The organism is Arthrobacter sp. TE26545, assembly GCF_056279005.1.
The window spans coordinates 2088566-2107080 of the sequence record NZ_JBWBQM010000001.1; the positions used below are offsets into that span (position 1 = coordinate 2088566).

Annotated in this window: 19 protein-coding genes; 1 reads left to right on the plus strand and 18 read right to left on the minus strand. The window is 67.2% G+C overall.

Annotated elements, in window-relative coordinates; all coding sequences use genetic code 11:
* Positions 1-4: 4 nt before the first annotated feature.
* From ACZ9CK_RS09330 to pyrR, 4 genes are read right to left on the minus strand one after another with little or no spacing between them, the layout of a single operon-like run.
* Positions 5-523, minus strand: coding sequence for a PH-like domain-containing protein (locus ACZ9CK_RS09330; RefSeq protein WP_426297800.1), 519 nt, complete (start codon positions 521-523; stop codon positions 5-7).
* Positions 523-1872: a dihydroorotase gene (locus ACZ9CK_RS09335; protein ID WP_476049813.1), complete on the minus strand. Its 1350-nt coding sequence runs from the start codon at positions 1870-1872 to the stop codon at positions 523-525. Before ACZ9CK_RS09335 ends, ACZ9CK_RS09330 begins: the two co-directional genes overlap by 1 nt.
* The gene (locus ACZ9CK_RS09340) at positions 1872-2879 is read right to left on the minus strand and encodes an aspartate carbamoyltransferase catalytic subunit (protein WP_426297804.1); all 1008 of its coding nucleotides are present in this window, start codon (positions 2877-2879) and stop codon (positions 1872-1874) included. The genes ACZ9CK_RS09335 and ACZ9CK_RS09340 overlap by 1 nt, the downstream gene beginning before the upstream one ends.
* Positions 2876-3457 (minus strand): bifunctional pyr operon transcriptional regulator/uracil phosphoribosyltransferase PyrR, encoded by a 582-nt coding sequence (gene pyrR, locus ACZ9CK_RS09345; RefSeq protein WP_426297806.1) that lies wholly within the window; start codon positions 3455-3457, stop codon positions 2876-2878. The genes ACZ9CK_RS09340 and pyrR overlap by 4 nt, the downstream gene beginning before the upstream one ends.
* A gap of 189 nt (positions 3458-3646) precedes the next feature.
* Here pyrR and ACZ9CK_RS09350 point away from each other — a divergent pair, with 189 nt between their 5' ends.
* A complete protein-coding gene (locus ACZ9CK_RS09350; protein ID WP_476049814.1) occupies positions 3647-4900 on the plus strand; it encodes a PrsW family intramembrane metalloprotease in 1254 nt (417 codons plus the stop codon).
* A gap of 81 nt (positions 4901-4981) precedes the next feature.
* Here the strand turns inward: ACZ9CK_RS09350 and nusB are convergent, their stop codons facing one another.
* The 14 genes from nusB to ACZ9CK_RS09420 all read right to left on the minus strand — a co-directional run bounded on the left by nusB (position 4982) and on the right by ACZ9CK_RS09420 (position 18511).
* Positions 4982-5392, minus strand: coding sequence for a transcription antitermination factor NusB (gene nusB, locus ACZ9CK_RS09355; protein WP_426297810.1), 411 nt, complete (start codon positions 5390-5392; stop codon positions 4982-4984).
* Positions 5392-5955: an elongation factor P gene (efp, locus tag ACZ9CK_RS09360; RefSeq protein WP_074591477.1), complete on the minus strand. Its 564-nt coding sequence runs from the start codon at positions 5953-5955 to the stop codon at positions 5392-5394. Before efp ends, nusB begins: the two co-directional genes overlap by 1 nt.
* Before the next feature lie 160 nt (positions 5956-6115).
* Positions 6116-6637, minus strand: a complete 522-nt coding sequence (locus ACZ9CK_RS09365; protein ID WP_476049815.1) for a tetratricopeptide repeat protein — start codon at positions 6635-6637, stop codon at positions 6116-6118.
* The gene (gene aroB, locus ACZ9CK_RS09370) at positions 6634-7725 is read right to left on the minus strand and encodes a 3-dehydroquinate synthase (protein ID WP_426297814.1); all 1092 of its coding nucleotides are present in this window, start codon (positions 7723-7725) and stop codon (positions 6634-6636) included. Before aroB ends, ACZ9CK_RS09365 begins: the two co-directional genes overlap by 4 nt.
* Complete coding sequence (locus tag ACZ9CK_RS09375) at positions 7722-8240, minus strand: shikimate kinase (protein WP_426297816.1); 519 nt, start codon at positions 8238-8240, stop codon at positions 7722-7724. The genes aroB and ACZ9CK_RS09375 overlap by 4 nt, the downstream gene beginning before the upstream one ends.
* 47 nt (positions 8241-8287) lie before the next feature.
* Complete coding sequence (aroC, locus tag ACZ9CK_RS09380) at positions 8288-9487, minus strand: chorismate synthase (RefSeq protein ID WP_426297818.1); 1200 nt, start codon at positions 9485-9487, stop codon at positions 8288-8290.
* 26 nt (positions 9488-9513) lie between these two features.
* Positions 9514-10371, minus strand: coding sequence for a shikimate dehydrogenase (locus ACZ9CK_RS09385; RefSeq protein ID WP_476049816.1), 858 nt, complete (start codon positions 10369-10371; stop codon positions 9514-9516).
* Positions 10368-12050 (minus strand): endolytic transglycosylase MltG, encoded by a 1683-nt coding sequence (gene mltG, locus ACZ9CK_RS09390; protein ID WP_476049817.1) that lies wholly within the window; start codon positions 12048-12050, stop codon positions 10368-10370. Before mltG ends, ACZ9CK_RS09385 begins: the two co-directional genes overlap by 4 nt.
* A complete protein-coding gene (gene ruvX / locus ACZ9CK_RS09395) occupies positions 12031-12636 on the minus strand; it encodes a Holliday junction resolvase RuvX (RefSeq protein ID WP_426303450.1) in 606 nt (201 codons plus the stop codon). Before ruvX ends, mltG begins: the two co-directional genes overlap by 20 nt.
* An 11-nt stretch (positions 12637-12647) precedes the next feature.
* Positions 12648-15326 (minus strand): alanine--tRNA ligase, encoded by a 2679-nt coding sequence (gene alaS, locus ACZ9CK_RS09400; RefSeq protein ID WP_476049818.1) that lies wholly within the window; start codon positions 15324-15326, stop codon positions 12648-12650.
* A 109-nt stretch (positions 15327-15435) separates the two neighbouring features.
* Positions 15436-15648 (minus strand): hypothetical protein, encoded by a 213-nt coding sequence (locus ACZ9CK_RS09405; RefSeq protein WP_476050883.1) that lies wholly within the window; start codon positions 15646-15648, stop codon positions 15436-15438.
* A 40-nt stretch (positions 15649-15688) separates the two neighbouring features.
* A complete protein-coding gene (locus ACZ9CK_RS09410) occupies positions 15689-16063 on the minus strand; it encodes a DUF948 domain-containing protein (RefSeq protein WP_426297826.1) in 375 nt (124 codons plus the stop codon).
* Between the two features lie 145 nt (positions 16064-16208).
* Positions 16209-16835 carry a 30S ribosomal protein S4 gene (gene rpsD / locus ACZ9CK_RS09415; RefSeq protein WP_426297828.1) on the minus strand — a complete coding sequence of 209 codons (627 nt, stop codon included), beginning with the start codon at positions 16833-16835 and terminating at the stop codon, positions 16209-16211.
* 230 nt (positions 16836-17065) lie between these two features.
* On the minus strand, positions 17066-18511 hold the full coding sequence (locus ACZ9CK_RS09420) for a replication-associated recombination protein A (RefSeq protein ID WP_476049819.1): 1446 nt from the start codon (positions 18509-18511) through the stop codon (positions 17066-17068).
* Between the last annotated feature and the right edge of the window lie 4 nt (positions 18512-18515).

Genomic DNA, 18515 nt, shown 5'->3' on the forward strand with positions numbered 1-18515 from the left:
TGTCTTACTTTCCACTATCGGCTTGCGCCTGGGGGTTTGCGGAGATCAATTCTTGAAGTGCGTTGATGAACGGCTGCTTGTCGGCGGCAAGCCTGGTACGGAATCCCGTATCCAGTGTGCGGCTTCCCAGGGTCCAGCTGATGACCACGAGTCCGTCCTTTTCGACGAACTTGCCGGCCATCCCGCTGTCCTGGCGCTGGGCCAGGAGTGCCGTGCGGGGCACGAACAGCGGCTGGAAGCCTTCCCGGTCGAACAGCACACCTTCCGGGTGCACGCTGGCTTCGGCGTTGCCGCGGAAGCCCAGGCCGTGGACCGCGATCCGGTCCAGCCAGTCCCCCGCCGTCGTGGTGGCCACGTACTGGCCTTCGACGACGACGGCGGCCGCGCCCAGTTCCGCCGGAACCTCCGGGGGCTGTTCGACGTCGGCCTGCCGCCGGAGCCGGGAACGCCAGCCGAGCGCGATCAGCGCGAAGGCCACGACGCAAAGGCCGAGGACGAGCAGCAGGGAGGCGAGCTCGTTCATCAGTTCCCGCTGACCGCGCCGGCGGTCTCCGGGTGGCGGTAGGGTTCGTTCAGCTTGCCGCCGAGCACCGTGGGGTGGCCCTTGAAGAAGGTGGCGACCACGGCGCCGGGCAGTTCCCGGCCCTTGAAGGGCGAGTTCCGGCCCATGGTGGCCATCTTGTTGGGGTCCACCGTCCAGCGGGCCGCGGGGTCCACGAGGATGACGTTGGCGGGTTCACCGGTTTCGAGGGGGCGGCCCTGGTCCTCCACGCGGCCGATGCGGGCCGGGACCGTGGAGGTGACGCGGGCGAAGTCTGCCCAGGTCATCAGGCCGGTTTCGATCATGGTTTCCTGCACCACGGACAGCGCCGTTTCCAGCCCGGTCATGCCCATGGCCGCCTGCGCCCATTCGCATTCCTTGTGCTCGCTCGGGTGCGGGGCGTGGTCGGTACCGATGACGTCGATGGTGCCGTCGGCGAGGGCCGCACGTAGGGCCATGACATCGGCTTCGGTGCGCAGCGGCGGGTTGACCTTGTAGACGGGGTCGTAGCTGCGGACCAGTTCGTCGGTGAGCAGCAGGTGGTGCGGGGTGACCTCGGCGGTGACGTTGATGCCGCGGGACTTGGCCCAGCGGATGATTTCCACGGAGCCGGCGGTGGAGACGTGGCAGACGTGCAGGCGGGACCCGACGTGCTGGGCGAGCAGCACGTCGCGGGCGATGATGCTCTCCTCGGCCACGGCCGGCCAGCCGCCGAGGCCGAGGACCGCGGAGACGGCGCCTTCGTTCATCTGGGCCCCGGCAGTGAGGCGCGGCTCCTGCGCGTGCTGGGCCACGACGCCGTCGAACGCCTTGACGTATTCCAGCGCCCGGCGCATGAGCACGGGATCGTGGACGCAGATTCCGTCGTCGGAGAAGACCCGCACCTGCGCACGCGAATCTGCCATGGCACCAAGTTCGGCGAGCCGCTCGCCGGCCAGGCCCACGGTGACGGCGCCTACCGGGCGGACGTCCACCCAGCCGGAGGCGCGGCCGAGGCTGTGGACCTGTTCGACGACGCCGGCGGTGTCCGCCACCGGGTTGCTGTTGGCCATGGCGTGGACGGCGGTGTAGCCGCCGAGCGCAGCAGCGCGGGTACCGGTTTCGACGGTTTCGGCGTCTTCGCGGCCGGGCTCGCGCAGGTGGGTGTGGATGTCCACCATGCCGGGCAGTGCGACGAGGCCGGCGGCCTCGACGACGGTGGCGTCCCCGGCGTCTTCATGGGTGGCCGCGCCGTTGCCGCGCGCGGCAATCACGCCGTCGCGGATGAGCAGGTCCTCGGCGTCCCCGCCGAGGATGGCAGCGCCACGGATCAGGTAAGTGTTCTCTGCCATCAGTGGCTCTCCTTGGTGGACTGGGCGGATGCGGGGACTGCTTCGCGGGTGTCCCCGGAGAGCAGCAGGTACAGGGCGGCCATGCGGACCGAGACGCCATTGCGCACTTGGTCCAGGACCGTGGAGCGCGGCGAATCGGCGGCGGCCGAAGAGATTTCCAGGCCGCGGTTCATCGGGCCCGGGTGCATGATGATGGTGTCCTTGAGGCCGAGTTCGTCGAGGGCGCGCAGGCGCGTGTCGTCGAAGCCCCAGCGGCGGGAGTATTCGCGGGTGGACGGGAAGAACGAGGCGTTCATGCGTTCGCCCTGCACCCGGAGCATCATCATCGCGTCAACACCGGCCGCCAGGGTGTCGTCCAGGTTGTAGCTGACCTTGCAGGGCCATTCCTCGACGCCGATGGGCAGCAGGGTGGGCGGTGCCACCAAGGTGACCTCCGCGCCCAGGGTGCGCAGGAGCCAGACGTTCGAGCGGGCCACCCGGGAGTGCAGCACGTCGCCGGCGATGGCGACGCGCATGCCGCGCAGGTCGGTGCCCTGGGATTCGGTGCCGTGCAGCTTTGCCCAGTGGCGGCGCATCGTGAAGGCGTCCAGGAGGGCCTGCGTGGGATGTTCGTGGGTGCCGTCGCCCGCGTTGATGACTGCGGCGTCGATCCAGTCGGTGGCGGCCAGGCGGTGCGGCGCACCGGAAGCCCAGTGCCGGATGACGACGGCGTCCGCACCGATCGCGGCAAGGGTCTGGGCGGTGTCCTTGAGGGACTCGCCCTTGGACACCGAGGAGCCCTTGGCGGCGAAGTTGATGACGTCCGCGGACAGGCGCTTTGCGGCGGCCTCGAAGGAGATGCGGGTGCGGGTGGAGTCTTCGAAGAAGAGGTTCACCACAGTGCGTCCGCGCAGGGCCGGGAGCTTCTTGACTTCGCGTTCTCCGACGGCGGCCATTTCCTCGGCGGTGTCCAGGATGCGGATCGCGTCGGCGGCGCTGAGGTCCTGGGTGGACAGCAGGTGCTTCATGCGCCGGCCTCGATCACTACCTCGTTGACAGGGGTACCGTCGACGGTGTCGAGTTCCTCAAGGTGCACGCGCACCTTCTCGGAGGAGGCGGTGGGCAGGTTCTTGCCCACGTGGTCGGCCCGGATGGGAAGTTCGCGGTGGCCGCGGTCCACAAGGACTGCGAGGCGGACGATGCGCGGGCGGCCGAGGTCCACGATGGCATCGAGGGCGGCGCGGATGGTGCGTCCGGAATACAGGACGTCGTCGATCAGCACCACGACCTTGTTGTCGATACCCGATTTCGGAAGCCGTGTGGGATACGGGGGGCGGGCCGGCTGGTGCGAGAGGTCGTCACGGAACATCGTGACATCAAGCTGGCCGACGATCGCGGCGGCGTCGACGGAGGGATCCGCAGCGGCGATCTTGTTGGCGAGGCGGACTGCCAGCGGGTAACCGCGGCGCGGGATACCCAGCAGGACCAGGTCCTGGGAGCCCTTGTTGGCCTCGAGGATCTCGTGGGCGATACGAGTGAGTGCACGGTCAATATCGCCCTGGTTCAGTACAACCCTGGACGGTACCGGTGCTGCGACGTCAGTCATCGCTCGTCTCCCCTTTCCCCGCCTCACAGGACGGAATTAAAAAAGGAACATTTGCCTTCCAAAACTATCACAGCGGCGCCCTCCGGCCGCTGGTGTTAAGTGCGCCATGGTGAGTTCTCGCTCACAGCGGCCGGGCCGAGGCGCGGGGCGTAGTTGGGCTGGGCGGCCATGGCAAATAGGCTCATGCCCATGACAATGAACCGCCCCGGGCACTACGGTGGTCCGCAGCCGGACCCCCGCGCACTCATGGAGGCAGGCGCCAATCCGACGTGGTTCGGCCGCGTCGACCCGCGCAACTACCAGCCAGCCCCCGGCACTCCGGCGGAGGCGCCGGGCCATCCCTGGCTACCGCCCCTGCCTCCCGCGCAACGCCGGACCACCGGGACAATGCCGCTGCTGCTCACGGGTGGAATCCTGGCCTTTGCCAGTCTCCTGCTGATCGTGCCGTTCCTGCTCGGAAACACCGGCGTTGCCGGCTTTGGGATCGGTTTCATAGCGTCCCTGCTGCCGCTCTCGACAGTACTGCTGACCGTCTCCTTCATCGACCGATGGGAACCAGAACCCAAACGGCTGCTGGCGTTCGCGTTCACCTGGGGCGCGGCAGTGTCTATCGCCGGGACCCTGCTGATCCAGCCCCTTTTCGCCGTCGCCGCGCCCCGGACGAGCGAGGCCGACTTCCGCCTCTTCATGGCCACCGTGGAGGCGCCGATCGTGGAGGAGTTCACTAAGTCATTGGGCCTCTTGCTCCTGCTGCTGGCCGCGCGGAAGTACTTCGATGGCCCGGTGGACGGCGTGGTGTTCGCCTTCACGATCGCCGGCGGCTTCGCGTTCACGGAGAACATCCTCTACTTCGGCCGGGAGATCGCCGACTCCACGGACCCGGGGACGGACCTGGTGCGGATTTTCATCCTGCGCGGGATCATGTCGCCGTTCGCGCATGCCATCTTCACCGGCACCACCGGCCTCATCATGGGCTTCGCGGCCCGGAAATGGCACACCGGATACTCGGTGCTTGCCTTCTTCCTGGGCCTGCTTCCGGCGATGTTCCTGCACAACCGCTGGAACAGCATGGGGGCGGACTTCCTGGTCCAGTACGTCCTGGTACAGGTGCCGATCTTCCTTGCCGCCGCCGTCGGGATCATCCTGCTGCGGGTCGCCGAGAGCAAGCTGACGCGGCAGCGGCTGATCGAATACGCCCGGGCAGGTTGGTTCTCCCCGGTGGAGGTCGACATGCTTGCCACGGCGCGCGGCAGGCGGCAGGCCATCCGCTGGGCGCAGAGCCGGGGCCGGGAGGCGGCGATGCGGCGCTTCGTGAAGGCGGCCACTGCCCTTGCCTGCACCCGGCAGCGCATCCTGAGCGGTCGCGACGTCCATCAGCACCAGGCGGACGAGCGCCGCCAACTGGGCGACGTTCCCGCCCTGCGCGCCGCGGTGCTGGGCTGACCACCACCCAGGCCGCTCTTGGAAAGCCTAAAGGAGGTGGGCATCCCCTCGGGGATGCCCACCTCCTTTAGGCTGCGGACACTAGGCCAGCAGCGAAGGCTTCAGCTTCTGGAGCCGGCCGAGGAGTCCGTTGATGAATGCCGGGGACTCATCGGTGGACATGGTCTTCGCCAGGGCCACCGCTTCACTGACAGCGACGCCGTCGGGGACGTCCTCGTTGTAGAGCAACTCCCAGGCACCAATCCGCAGGATAATGCGGTCCACCGAAGGCATGCGCTCAAGGGTCCAGCCCTGGGCATAGGTCTGGAGGAACTCATCGATGGTCGCCTGCTTGGCCAGCACACCCTCCACGATGTCCAACGTGTAGGGGTTGACGATCAGGTCGGTCTTTTCGCGCCGGGCCCTGAGGACCTCAAGCGCCGGGGCGGAGCGCTGTTCCGCCTCGAAGAGCACTTCGAGAGCCCTGGTACGGGCCTTGCCACGGGCGCTCACTAGTCGTTGACCCGGCCCAGGTAGCTGCCGTCGCGGGTGTCGACCTTGACCTTGGTGCCCTGCTCGAGGAACAGCGGAACCTGGATCTCGTAGCCGGTCTCCACGGTGGCGGGCTTGGTGCCCGCGGAGGAGCGGTCGCCCTGCAGGCCCGGCTCGGTGTAGGTGATTTCGAGGACAACGCTCGGCGGCAGTTCCAGGTACAGCGGGGCACCTTCGTGCATGGCGATCAGCACCTGCTGGTTCTCCAGCATGAAGTTCTTGGCGTCGCCGACGACCTCGCCGGAAACGGTCAGCTGGTCGTAGTCCTGGACGTCCATGAAGACGTAGTCGGCACCGTCCTGGTACAGGTAGGTGTAGTCGCGGCGGTCAACCGTGGCGGTCTCGATCTTGGCGCCGGCGTTGAAGGTCTTGTCGACCACCTTGCCGGAGAGAATGTTGCGCATCTTGGTGCGGACGAAGGCGCCGCCCTTGCCCGGCTTGACGTGCTGGAACTCGATGACGTTCCAGAGGTTGCCCTCAAGCTTCAGGACGGTTCCGTTCTTGATGTCGTTTGTGGTAGCCACTCGTATCCTCTTGGTTTCTCGCGCAGACCGCTATGCCCGCCAGGCTTGCCATACAGGCCGCCAGCGCTGATTTGTCAAAAATCCCGTACTTCGTTAAAAAGTCCAGAACCATTCTAGCGGCAATGTCGAGCTGCTTCCGTCCGGGGGCCCGCTGGCACGCTCAGGAGGTGAGTTCGAGCACGTTCCGGGCACGCTGCAGCGCAACGGCCGAGGAGTAGATCAGGGACGCGTCCGCGGACTGGGCGACCCGCAGGTCCAGCGCCTTGGAGAACGATTCGGCGGCGGCAGCCGCGTTGCCGGCCACGAAGTACGCCCGGCCCAGGAACTGGTGGACCAGCGGTTCGCGGCCGGTGCCGTGCACTTCGGCGAGAAGCTGCCGGAAAAGCTGCACGGCACGGTCGTAGCGGTTCGTGGCGCGGTGCAGTTCCGCTTCGTAGATCCGCAGCTTGAAGGACTCCGGGTCGTTGCAGCGTGCCTCCGCCAGTTCCTCTGCGGCGTCGCCGAAGCGCCCTTCCAGCAGCAGGGCCATGATGCGGTCGGCGGGGTCCGTGGATTCGGCAAGGGCTGCCTCCAAGGCGTCTTCGTTGACGACGTGCGGCAGCAGGGTCTCGGGGTTGACGCGGACACCGGGGAACCCGGCTGTGGGCCAGTCCGTGATGCCTTCCGGGGTTGTCAGTGTCATGATGCGATTTCCTGGTAGGCGGCAAACAGCAGGGAGGTGTCCGGCACGTCGAGGATGCCGGGCTTGGCGATACCGTCAAGGACCACGAAACGCAGGAGGTCTCCGCGGGATTTCTTGTCCCGGCGCATCCCGTCGAGCAGGCCCTGCCAGCGGTCCTTCCGGTAGGTGACCGGAAGCCCGAGCCCCTCGAGGATGCTGCGGTGCCGGTCGGCGTCGGCGTCGGAAAGCCGCCCGACGCTGCGGGAGAGTTCTGCGGCGAACATCATGCCCACCGACACGGCGGCACCGTGGCGCCAGGAGTAGCGCTCCACGAGTTCGATGGCGTGGCCCAGGGTGTGGCCGTAGTTGAGGATTTCCCGGAGGCCCGATTCCTTGAGGTCCTCGGAGACGACCTTGGCCTTGACCGCGATGGCGCGCTCGATGAGTTCACGAAGGACGTCGGACTCGGGGTCCACGGCTTCGGAGCCCTTGTTCTCGATCAGGTCCAGGATGGCGGGATCGGCAATGAACCCGCATTTGATGACCTCCGCCATGCCGGAGACCAATTCGTTCTTCGGCAGCGTGCGAAGGGTGTCGAGATCGGCAAGGACCGCGGCCGGCGGGTGGAAGGAGCCCACCAGGTTCTTGCCCTCAGCCGTGTTGATGCCGGTCTTCCCACCCACCGATGCGTCCACCATGCCGAGCAGGCTGGTGGGCATGTGCACCACCTTCACGCCGCGCAGCCAAGTCGCTGCCACGAAGCCAGCGAGGTCGGTCACGGCTCCGCCGCCCACGGACACCACCGCATCGGAACGCGTGAAGTCATTCTGGCCCAGCACCTGCCAGCAGAACGCAGCCACCTGGATGTGCTTGCCTTCTTCGGCGTCCGGGATTTCAGCCGTGACGGCGGTGAAGCCCGCGGCATCGAGTTCGGCGCGCACGGCATCGCCGGTGAGGCGCAGCGCCCGCGGGTGGATCACCAGGACACGCTTGACCCGCTCCCCCAGGGTTGCCGGAAGGGAAGACAGCAGGCCGCGCCCGATTACGACGTCGTAATTGTCGGTGGCAGCCTGTCCGGTGACCTTGATGGTTGTTGATTCAGTGCTCATTGTTGAACTTCCTCTTTCAAGGCCATGAAGCTTTGCAGGGCTTCCTCCACCCGCAGCGCGATCTCCGGGACCGTGCCGCTGCGGACGTCGATGGTGATGTCGGCCAGGCGGGTGTAGACCGGTTTCCTGGCGTCGAACAGGGTCTGCCAGCGGGCCATGGCGTCGCCGGCGAGCAGCGGCCTGCCGCTGCTCCGGGCGATGCGTTCGGCGACGGTATCGGCGTCGCACTCAAGGTAGACGGCGGTGCAGCCGCCCAGCAGCTGCTGGGTCCCCGAGTCGAGGACCGCGCCGCCGCCGAGCGAAATGACGGCGCCGCCCTTTCGGGAATCCTCGACGGCGCGGGCCACCGTGCGTGCCTCGATTTCGCGGAAGGCGTGCTCCCCGCGGCCGGCGAAGATATCTGCGATCGCGCCGTGCTGCTCGACGACGACTGCATCGGTGTCGATGAACGGCAGGCCAAGGTGCTGTGCGAGCTGCTGGCCGATGACGGACTTGCCGACCGCCATCGGACCCATCAGCACAATCACGGCCCGGGCACCGGCACCGGAAATACCACCAACCACTAGTTGCCGACCGTGTCCAGGGTTGCCGGGATGTTCTCCAGGTAGGCCTTCAGGTTGCGGGCGGTCTCGGCAACGGAGTCTCCGCCGAACTTTTCGGTGACGGCTTCGGCCAGCACCAGGGCCACCATCGCTTCGGCGACGACGCCGGCGGCGGGGACGGCACAGACGTCCGAGCGCTGGTGGTGGGCCTTGGCGGGTTCGCCGGTACGCACATCGATGGTCTTCAGGGCGCGCGGCACCGTGGCGATCGGCTTCATGGCGGCGCGGACACGCAGCACCTCGCCGATGCTCATGCCGCCTTCGATGCCGCCGGCGCGGTTGGTCTTGCGGATGATGCGGCCGTCCTCGTCGCGGACGATCTCGTCGTGGGCAGCCGATCCGCGGCGGGCTGCGGTCCGGAAACCGTCGCCGACTTCCACGCCCTTGATGGCCTGGATGCCCATCAGGGCGGCGGCGAGCCGTGCGTCCAGGCGGCGGTCCCAGTGGACGTAGCTTCCGAGTCCGGGCGGCAGGCCGTATGCGAGGACCTCGACGACGCCGCCGAGCGTTTCGCCTTCCTTGTGCGCCGCGTCCACCTCGGCCACCATGGCGTCGGAGGTTTCACGGTCGAAACAACGCAGCGGGTCCGCATCCAGGGCCAGGACGTCGGAGGGCAGCGGCAGCGACCTGCCTTCGGGAACCGAGACGCTCGCGATGGACACGGTGTGGCTGACGAGCTCGACGCCGAGCTGCTTGAGGAAACGGGCGGCGACCGTGCCGAGGGCAACACGCGTGGCCGTTTCGCGGGCGCTTGCGCGCTCCAGGACGGGACGTGCCTCGTCAAAACCGTACTTCTGCATGCCGGTGAAATCGGCATGGCCGGGGCGTGGCCGGGTCAGCGGAGCGTTCCGTGCCTGGTCGGCAAGGAGCTCCGGGTCCACCGGATCGGCGGACATGATCTGCTCCCACTTGGGCCACTCGGTGTTGCCGATCTGGATCGCCACCGGCCCGCCCTGGGTGACCCCATGGCGGACACCGCCGAGGATGCTGACTTCGTCCTGCTCGAACTTCATGCGGGCGCCACGACCGTAGCCGAGGCGGCGGCGGGCCAGCGCCTCGCGCAGGTCATCACTGGCAAGTTCCACACCGGCGGGGACGCCTTCAACAATTCCGAGCAGTGCCGGTCCATGGGATTCTCCGGCAGTCAACCAACGCAACATATATCCAATCCTGCCATGTAAGGGGGTTAGTAGACCCGTCGGGGAAGCCCGACTGAGTCGCACATCACATCTATGACTTCGTCGCCGACACTACGACCGCTGAACAGCCTGATCTGCTCCACGGCCTGGTACAGGAGCATCTCCAGGCCCGGGACCACTGCTCCCCCGCGCCGCTGCCATTCTTCGGCAATCCGGCTGGGCCAGGGGTCATAAGCGACGTCGAGCAGCACGCCGCCGCCTCCGCCGCTGCCCATCGAGGACAGTGCGTCCGCGATTCCGTCGGCTGCCCGCGGCGGCAGGGTGGAGATCACCAGTCCTGCCCCGACGATGCCTTCGGCGGCATCGTCCATGGGGAGCAGCTCGACGGCGAGCCCGACGGCGTCGGCGGCCTTGACCGCTTCACCCGCCCGTACGGCGTCGCGCACGTAGACCCGGGCGCTGTCGCAGCCAAGCTCGCGGAGCGCGGCGATCGCCGCGGCGGAGGTTCCGCCGCCGCCCAGCACGACGGCGTCGGGCCGCTCGGCAACGCCCGCATAACCGACCGCCCGGACAATGCCGGCGACGTCGGTGTTGTAACCGATGCGCCGGGGCGCCCCGCCGTCGTCCTCGAAAGCCACGGTGTTGATCACGCCAAGGTGCGCTCCGGCCCCCCGGACCTCGTCCACTTCGGCAACCATCGCCGCCTTCAGCGGCATGGTCACGGACAGGCCACACCATTCCGGCTGCACGGCGACGCCGGCCATGAACTCCGGCAGTTGCTCGGCGGTCACGTCGATCGCCGTGTAGCTGATGTCCGCACCGAGCTGCGCGTAGGCGGCGCGGTGCAGGGCCGGGGATTTGGAGTGGCCGATAGGGTGCCCGAGCACCGCGGCGCGGCGGCTCACACGCACCGCCCCGGGTTGGCGGTGCACCATGCCGTGTACTGGGCGACGTACTTGTTGTGCTCGGCCAGCGTGCTGGAGAACTTCGTTTCCTTGGTGTCCAGGTTGATGGTCACCCAGTACAGGTAGTTGTTCGCCGCCGGCTTGGCAGCGGCGTCGATGGCGGTCTTCCCCGGTGAACCGATCGGACCGACCGGCAGGCCGGCGATGGCGTAGGTGTTGTACGGGTTGCCTTTGTCCGCCTTCTGTTCGTCCGTCAGGTGGAAGGTCTTGGTGCCCAGACCGTAAGTCACCGTGGCGTCGGACTGGATCAGGCCGTTCGTTTCCTTGTTGCTGGGCTTGAGCCTGTTGTAGATGGCACCGGCGACGTTCCGGTAGTCGGCCTGGCCGCCTTCGGCCTGCACGATGCTTGCCACGATGATGGTCTGGTACTGCTTGGTGGGATCGGTGATCCCCTGCGCCTTGAGTTCGTCCATGGTTCCCGTGACGAGCTTCTGCAGGATGTCCTTGGCGCTGGTGCCAAGCGGGAAGCGGTACTCGCCCGGGGCCAGGAAGCCTTCGAGGTTCTTCGCCTTGGCGGGTACGCCGAACTGCGCCGGGCTGTCGCTGAGTGCCTTGAGCTGGTCCAGCGGGATTCCCGAGCCCTTCGAAATGGCATCGAGGGACTCGCCGATACGCAGGCCTGCGTTCAGGGCGAAGTAGATGACCTTCCCCGCCTCGTTGTTCACCAGCACGGCAACGGCGTCCGAGTTCTTCATTTCCTTGCGGAAAGTGAACTCGCCGGGCGAAAGTTCGCCGCCGGAAGCCGAGAACGCGTCTAGGAATGTGCTGGAATCGGCCACTACGCCTTCGCTCTGCAGCTGGTCGGCGACCTGCTTCGGCCCGGCGCCGGGCATCACCGTGACCGAAACCGAACCGGTTCCCGGTCCGGGATAATCCTTCACCCTGTCCATGCCCAGCAAGGGTTTGAGGAGTTGGGCACCAAGGGCCACAGCCGCGACGAAGACCGCGAAGGTCAGGAACAACGCCAGGCCGCGACGGCGGCGGCGGACCTTCTTGGAAGGCTGGGGATAGGCGTCGACGGCGGCCAGGACAGGGTGCGGCTCGTGGCCGTCGTGGTGGACCTCCTCGTGGAGGTCCACGTACCCGGCGACCTGGTGGTGTGCCTCGTCGTAATGGCCGTGCTGCGGGACTTCCACCGCGTATGCCGGATGCCCCGCGTGAAGTTCCTCGGCCGAATGAAACTCGTGGCCTTCGTGGCCGTGGGAGGCAGGGTGGTGGTCCTGGCCAACGGGCACGTCAACAGGCTCCGCGTCCACAACAGGCTCCGCGTGCGCAACAGGCTCCGCGTGCACAACAGGCTCCGCGTGCATAACAGGCTCCGCGTGCACAACAGCTTCTTCCTCCACGGCAGGCACCACGTACTCCGGCAGCGCCGCGTGTGCGCCGTGTCCGGCGTACGCGGGGACCTCCTGGTGCCCGAGCGGGGCCGGAGGGCCGGCGGTTTCGGGAACCTCCGGAGCCGGGGCATGGGAAACAGCCGGAACCGGGGCAGGGAGGGGAACCAGCGATTGCTGCTGGGTTTCCAGGAAGCGCTCCCTGGCACGCAGTTCCCGGCGCGTCAGGGGACGTCCGGCGGGCTCGGGTGTTTCACCGGAGGGGTCATGATTGACCGGGCTCACGATTGCCTTCCGCTCGTTGGGAATCTGTCTCACTTGCTGGACCGGACCCGTCCGCGCTGCCTCCCCCGGGCTGCGCAGACTCCTCGGCCGGTGCGGGCGCTAACACGCGCCTGCCGACATCCTGGCCCCTGGATTTCTGCATCTCGATGGCGTGCTGCAGGATTCCGGCCGCAGCAAGCTGATCCACCACCTTACGGTGCTCCTTGCTGCTCAATCCAGCTTCGTGCAGGCTCCGGTGCGCCGAAACCGTGCTGAGGCGCTCGTCGATGAGGTTGACGGGAACATCCAAACCGGCCCGCCCCAGGGCCGCAGCAAGCAGTAAAGCATAGTCGGCGGCCATCCGGGCGGACGGGCCTTCCTGGCCTTTCAAGGTGCGGGGAAGGCCGACGAAGATCTGCACGGCACCGCGTTCGGCTGCCTGCTTGACGATGACTCCGACGTCGGAATTTTTCTTCTCGTCCCGGCTCAACGTCCTGATCGGAGTGGCCAGGATGCCGTCCGGGTCGCAGGCCGAAAGCCCGACCCGGACGGTTCCGACGTCGACCCCCAGCTTGACGCCCCGGGGGTAAGTACCGTTGTCCGGCATGGAGTCCGGGATCACCGAGCGGTGATCGCGTCCACGACGGCGGAGAGGGCGGCCCCGATCTTGGACGCGTCCGTGCCGCCGCCCTGGGCGACGTCGTCCTTGCCGCCACCGCCGCCGCCGAGGATCCCGGCGGCCACGCGCACCAAGGCACCGGCCCTTACGCCGGCGCCGCGGGCGGCTTCGTTGGTGGCCACGATGATGACCGGCCGCTCGTTGCTGACACCTGCCACTGCGACGGTTGATGCTTCGGAGCCGAGGCGGTTGCGCAGGTCCATCGCGAGGCCGCGGAGGTCATCCGCTCCCCCGACCTGGCCGGCGTCGTGGGCGATGACACGCACGCCGCCAGCGTCCCGGGCGCTGGCGAGCAGGTTCGCGGCCTGCGCGGCGAGCTGCTCCTTGCGGAGGCGGTCAAGTTCCTTCTCGGTGGCCTTGAGCTTGTTCAGGGTGGCCGAGATCCGTTCGGCGAGCTGGCCGGACGGCACTTTGAGCATTTCGGTCAGTTCGGTGACCAGGGCACGCTCGGCGGCGAGGTGGCGGAAGGCGTCGAGCCCCACGAAAGCCTCCACACGGCGGTTTCCGGACCCCACGGACTGCTCGCCCAGCAGCGACAGGCTGCCGATCAGCGAGGTGTTGGCCACGTGCGTGCCGCCGCAGAGTTCGCGGGACCAGGCGCCGTCAATCTCGACGACCCGCACTTCGCTTCCGTAGTTCTCGCCGAACAGGGCCATGGCGCCAAGCGCCTTGGCCTCGGCCAGACCCATGACCTTGGTGTCCACAGTGAAGTTGTTGCGGATCGCGATGTTCGAGACTTCCTCGATCTCGGACTTCGTGGCCGGGCTGAGGCCCTCGCCCCAGGCGAAGTCGAAGCGCAGGTAGCCGGCCTTGTTGAAGGAACCACGCTGGGTGGCCTCCGGGCCGAGGATCTGGTGCAGGGCTGCGTGCACGATGTGCGTGCCCGTGTGGGCCTGCTCGGCCGCGTGGCGGCGTTCGCGGTCGACGGCGGCGCGCACCAGCGAGGATTCGGCGATCTCGCCTTCGCGGACGATCGCCTTGTGCACGCTCAGGCCCTTGATCGGGCGCTGCACATCGAGGACCTCGACGACGAAGCCGTCGCCGGTGATGAGGCCCTGGTCCGCGGACTGACCGCCGGCCTCGGCGTAGAACGGGGTCTCGGTGAGGACAAGTTCGATCTCGTCGCCGGTGGAGGCGTGGCTGAGCCGCTTGCCGCCGCTGACGATGCCGCGGACGCGTGACTCGCTTTCCAGTTCGCCGTAGCCGGTGAAGACGGTCGCGCCCTCGGCCAGGAGTTCCTGGAATGCGGCGACGTCGGCATGGCCGCCCTTCTTGGCCTTGGCATCGGCCTGGGCGCGCTGGCGCTGCTCCAGCATGAGGCCGCGGAAGCCGGCCTCGTCGACCTTGAGCCCGGCTTCTTCGGCCATTTCGAGGGTGAGGTCGATCGGGAAGCCGTAGGTGTCATGCAGGGTGAAGGCGTCTTCGCCGGAGAGCGGGGTACCGGCGGCCTTGGAGGCCACGACGGCTTCCTCGAGGCGGGCCGTGCCCGATGCGATGGTGCGCAGGAAGGCCCGTTCCTCGGCGTAGGCGATGCGGCTGATGCGCTCGAAGTCGGTCTCCACCACCGGGTAGACACCCTTCATGGCGTCACGCGAGGCGGGGAGGAGATCGGGCAGGCAGGCCTTTTCGACGCCGAGGAGGCGCATGGCGCGGACGGCGCGGCGGATAAGGCGGCGCAGCACGTAGCCGCGGCCCTCGTTGGAGGGGACCACGCCGTCGGAGATCAGCATGAGGGCCGAACGGATGTGGTCGGCCACGACGCGCATGCGGACATCGTCGGCGTGGTGGGGATCGTCGTCGGACTCGGCGGAAGTGTATTCCTTGCCGGAAAGCTCTGCGGCCTTGTCGATGACAGGACGGACCTGGTCGGTCTCGTACATGTTTTCGACGCCCTGCAGGATCATGGCAAGGCGTTCCATGCCAAGGCCGGTGTCGATGTTCTTCTTCGGCAGTTCGCCCACGATGTCGAAGTCCACCTTGGAGCGCACGTTCTCGATCTGGTACTGCATGAAGACCAGGTTCCAGATTTCGATGTAGCGGGTTTCATCGGCAATCGGGCCGCCCTCCACACCGTAGGCGGGTCCGCGGTCATAGTAGATCTCCGAGCAGGGCCCGGCCGGGCCCGGCTGGCCGGTGGACCAGTAGTTGTCCGCCTTGCCCATGCGCTGGATACGCTCAGCCGGGATTTCGGTATTCTTCAGCCAAAGTTCCTTGGCTTCGTCGTCCTCTTCATAGACCGTCACCCAGAGCCGCTCCGCGGGCAGGCCGTAACCGCCGTCGTCAACGCTCTTGGTGAGCAGCTCGAAAGCAAACTTGATGGCGTCTTCCTTGAAGTAGTCGCCGAAGGAGAAGTTGCCGCACATCTGGAAGAAGGTGCCGTGGCGGGCGGTCTTGCCCACCTCTTCGATGTCGCCGGTGCGGATGCACTTCTGGACGCTTGTGGCACGCGTGAAAGCGGGCTCTTCGCGCGCGGTCAGGTACGGGATGAAGGGCACCATGCCGGCCACCGTGAAAAGCAGCGAGGGGTCGCTGGACACGAGCGACGCCGAGGGGACAGCGGTGTGGCCCTTGCTGACAAAAAAGTCCACCCAGCGCTTGGTGATCTCCTGCGACTTCATTAGCTGATTACTTACCCTTCTGAAACCTGACTCAATGCGCGGGCGGCAGACGCCATTCCCGCAGCTTCCAATTCTGCCCTGTTGTTGGCGGTAGGGCGAACCGCAGTGGCTAGCGGCGGGCGGCGCCGTCGTCGTCCAGGCCGAGCGCGGCCCGGAGTTCGTTCTCCCGTTCGCCCATTCCTGCCCGCACTGCATCCGCGAAGTCGTATATGCCGTCGGCCAGCCTGGCCACCGCGCGGTTGAGCCCTTCGGGGCCGAGGCCGTCCTTCGCTTCACTGATCTTTCGGAACGCGATCACACCGATCGCGACCCCGATTCCCATCCAGACGATTCTTTTCACGGTTTTCCTGACTTACTGGGCTTCAGCGGCTGCGGCGGCCCGACGAGGGCTTGCGGCGGGCGGTAAACGCGGAGCGGACGCCGTAGCTGAAGGCGGCGACTTTGATGAGCGGTGAGCCAAGAGTGGCTGCGACCAGGGAAGAAAGGGCCGCGATGTTGGCCGAGGCATCCGAGACGTTCGAGGCGATGCCGTCGACCTTTTTCAGCTGCTGGTTGGTGGTGGAAACGGTGGCCGTCACTTCGTCCATCAGCGGGGTGGCCCCGTCGCTGATGCTTCGGATGGAGGTGCGGACTTCATCGAAAACCCGTCCGAGCTTGAGGATCGGCACCGCCAGCAGTAGGACAAGGAGGGCGAAAACCCCGGCTGCGATCAGTCCTGCGATATCGCCACCAGTCATGTTCTCTCATCTCCTTGCGTTTGCGTGTTTGGCGGGCCTGCTGCGGAAAATCCCGCGGCTGTCCTGCTGTTCTCCCCCAAGTACCTTACATACAAAGAAGCCCGCGGCGCGTGCCACGGGCTTCTTTGTATACGTTCGCTGGAATTTAGCGTGCGTAGAATTCGACGACGAGCTGCTCTTCGCAGGTCACGGGGACCTCGGAGCGCTTCGGGCGGCGGACCAGGCGGGCCTGGAGGGCGTCAAGCTTGACGTCCAGGTAAGCCGGGACAGCCGGCAGAACGTCGCGGTGCGCACCTGCTGCAGCAACCTGGAACGGGGCCATGGTTTCGCTGCGGCTGTGGACGTGGACGAGCTGGCCTTCGGAAACGCGGAACGACGGGCGGTCCACGCGGACGCCGTCAACCAGGATGTGGCGGTGCACAACCAGCTGGCGGGCCTGGGCGATGGTACGGGCGAAACCGGCGCGCAGCACGAGGGCGTCAAGACGCATTTCGAGCAGTTCGATCAGGTTTTCACCGGTCAGGCCCTTGGTGCGACGTGCTTCTTCGAAGGCACGGGTCATCTGGGCTTCGCGGATGCCGTACTGGGCGCGCAGACGCTGCTTTTCGCGCAGACGAACGGCGTAGTCGGAGTCCTGCTTCTTGCGGGCGCGACCGTGTTCACCGGGACCGTAGGGACGGCGCTCCATGTACTTGGCGGCCTTGGGAGTCAGGGCGATGCCGAGCGAACGCGAAAGGCGTGCGGTCCGGCGAGCACGAGTGTTGTTAGCCACTTGTGTCCTTCCAAATTACTGCGGTGTGTTGATGTAACTGGCCTCCATGTGGGAGAGCATCGGCCAACCGCTGCCTTTTGCTACTGCTCCGCGGCACAGCACCGTCAAAGATATCTTCGAAGGAGGTTGTGCCCGGACCATGCCAGACAAACATCCATCCTAGCATCCCCGCGGCAAGGGCGTCCGCCGGGCGTGCCCGGCCTTCCGGTGGACCCGGCCGGCGGACGCGGCTACTTCCCGCGGACGATTTTCCGCAGGCGCTCAAGCCTGGGCGCGATCTCCCGCTCGGCGCCGTTCGCGGTGGGGTTGTAGTAGTCCTTGCCCACCAGGTCGTCCGGCGGGTACTGCTGGGTGGCCACACCGTGCGGGGCATCATGGGCGTACTTGTAGCCCTGGCCGTGCCCAAGACCCTTGGCGCCCTGGTAGTGGGCGTCACGCAGATGCATCGGGATCCCGCTGCCGAGGCCCGCCCGGACATCGGCAATCGCCTGCCCGATGCCCACATAGGCGGCATTGGACTTGGGCGCGGTGGCCAGGTGGACCACCGCTTCTGCGAGGATGATCCGGCCTTCGGGCATGCCGATGAGCTGGACAGCCTGTGCTGCCGCGACCGCTGTCTGCAGCGCCGTCGGGTCCGCCATTCCGATGTCTTCGGCCGCGGAGATCACGATGCGGCGGGCAATGAAGCGCGGGTCCTCGCCGGCTTCCAGCATCCGTGCGAGGTAATGCAGCGCGGCGTCGACGTCCGAGCCCCTGATGGACTTGATGAACGCGCTGGCGACGTCGTAGTGCTGGTCTCCCGCGCGGTCATAGCGCACCGCCGCGGAATCCAGCGCACGTTCGGTGTGCCGGAGTTCGACGACGAGAACGGAGCCTGCATCGGCACCCGCCGCGCTGCCGCCGTCGTCGGCCTTTTCCGGATGGTCGTGCCGGTCACCGAAGGCGACGCCGGCGGCCGCCTCAAGCGCCGTCAGGGCCCGGCGGGCATCCCCGGCCGAAAGCCGGACAAGGTGTTCGAGCGCCTCCGGGCTCAGCTCCACGGTCCCGCCGAGGCCGCGCGGGTCGTTGACGGCGCGCAGCAGGAGTCCCTCGATGTCCTGGTCGGTGAGCGGCTTCAGGGTCAGCAGCAGCGACCGCGACAGCAGCGGGGACACCACGGAGAATGAGGGGTTCTCGGTGGTGGCGGCCACCAGCACCACCCAGCGGTTCTCGACGCCGGGCAGCAGCGCGTCCTGCTGGGCCTTATTGAAGCGGTGGATCTCGTCGAGGAAAAGGACCGTGGTGGTCTTATACAGGTCCCGCGCCGTCAGGGCCTCGTCCATGACCCGGCGGACGTCCCGGACACCGGCCGTGATCGCGGAAAGCTCCACGAACTTCCGGCCCGGGCCGCGGGCGATGACATGCGCGAGCGTGGTCTTGCCGGTGCCCGGCGGACCCCAGAGCAGCACGGAACTGGGACCGGCCGGGCCTGCGGCTTCGGCGCCGGCGGCTAGCTGGCGCAGCGGCGAGCCCTGCCCCAGCAGGTGCTGCTGGCCGACCACTTCGTCGAGGTTCTTCGGGCGCATGCGGACGGCCAGCGGCGGAGCCTGCCTGCCGCTGTCGCCCGTGTCCTGGTCCGTGTAGCGGCTGCCGGTGTCGTCCACGCTGTCGGCGCCTGAACCAAAGAGATCTTCCACACCG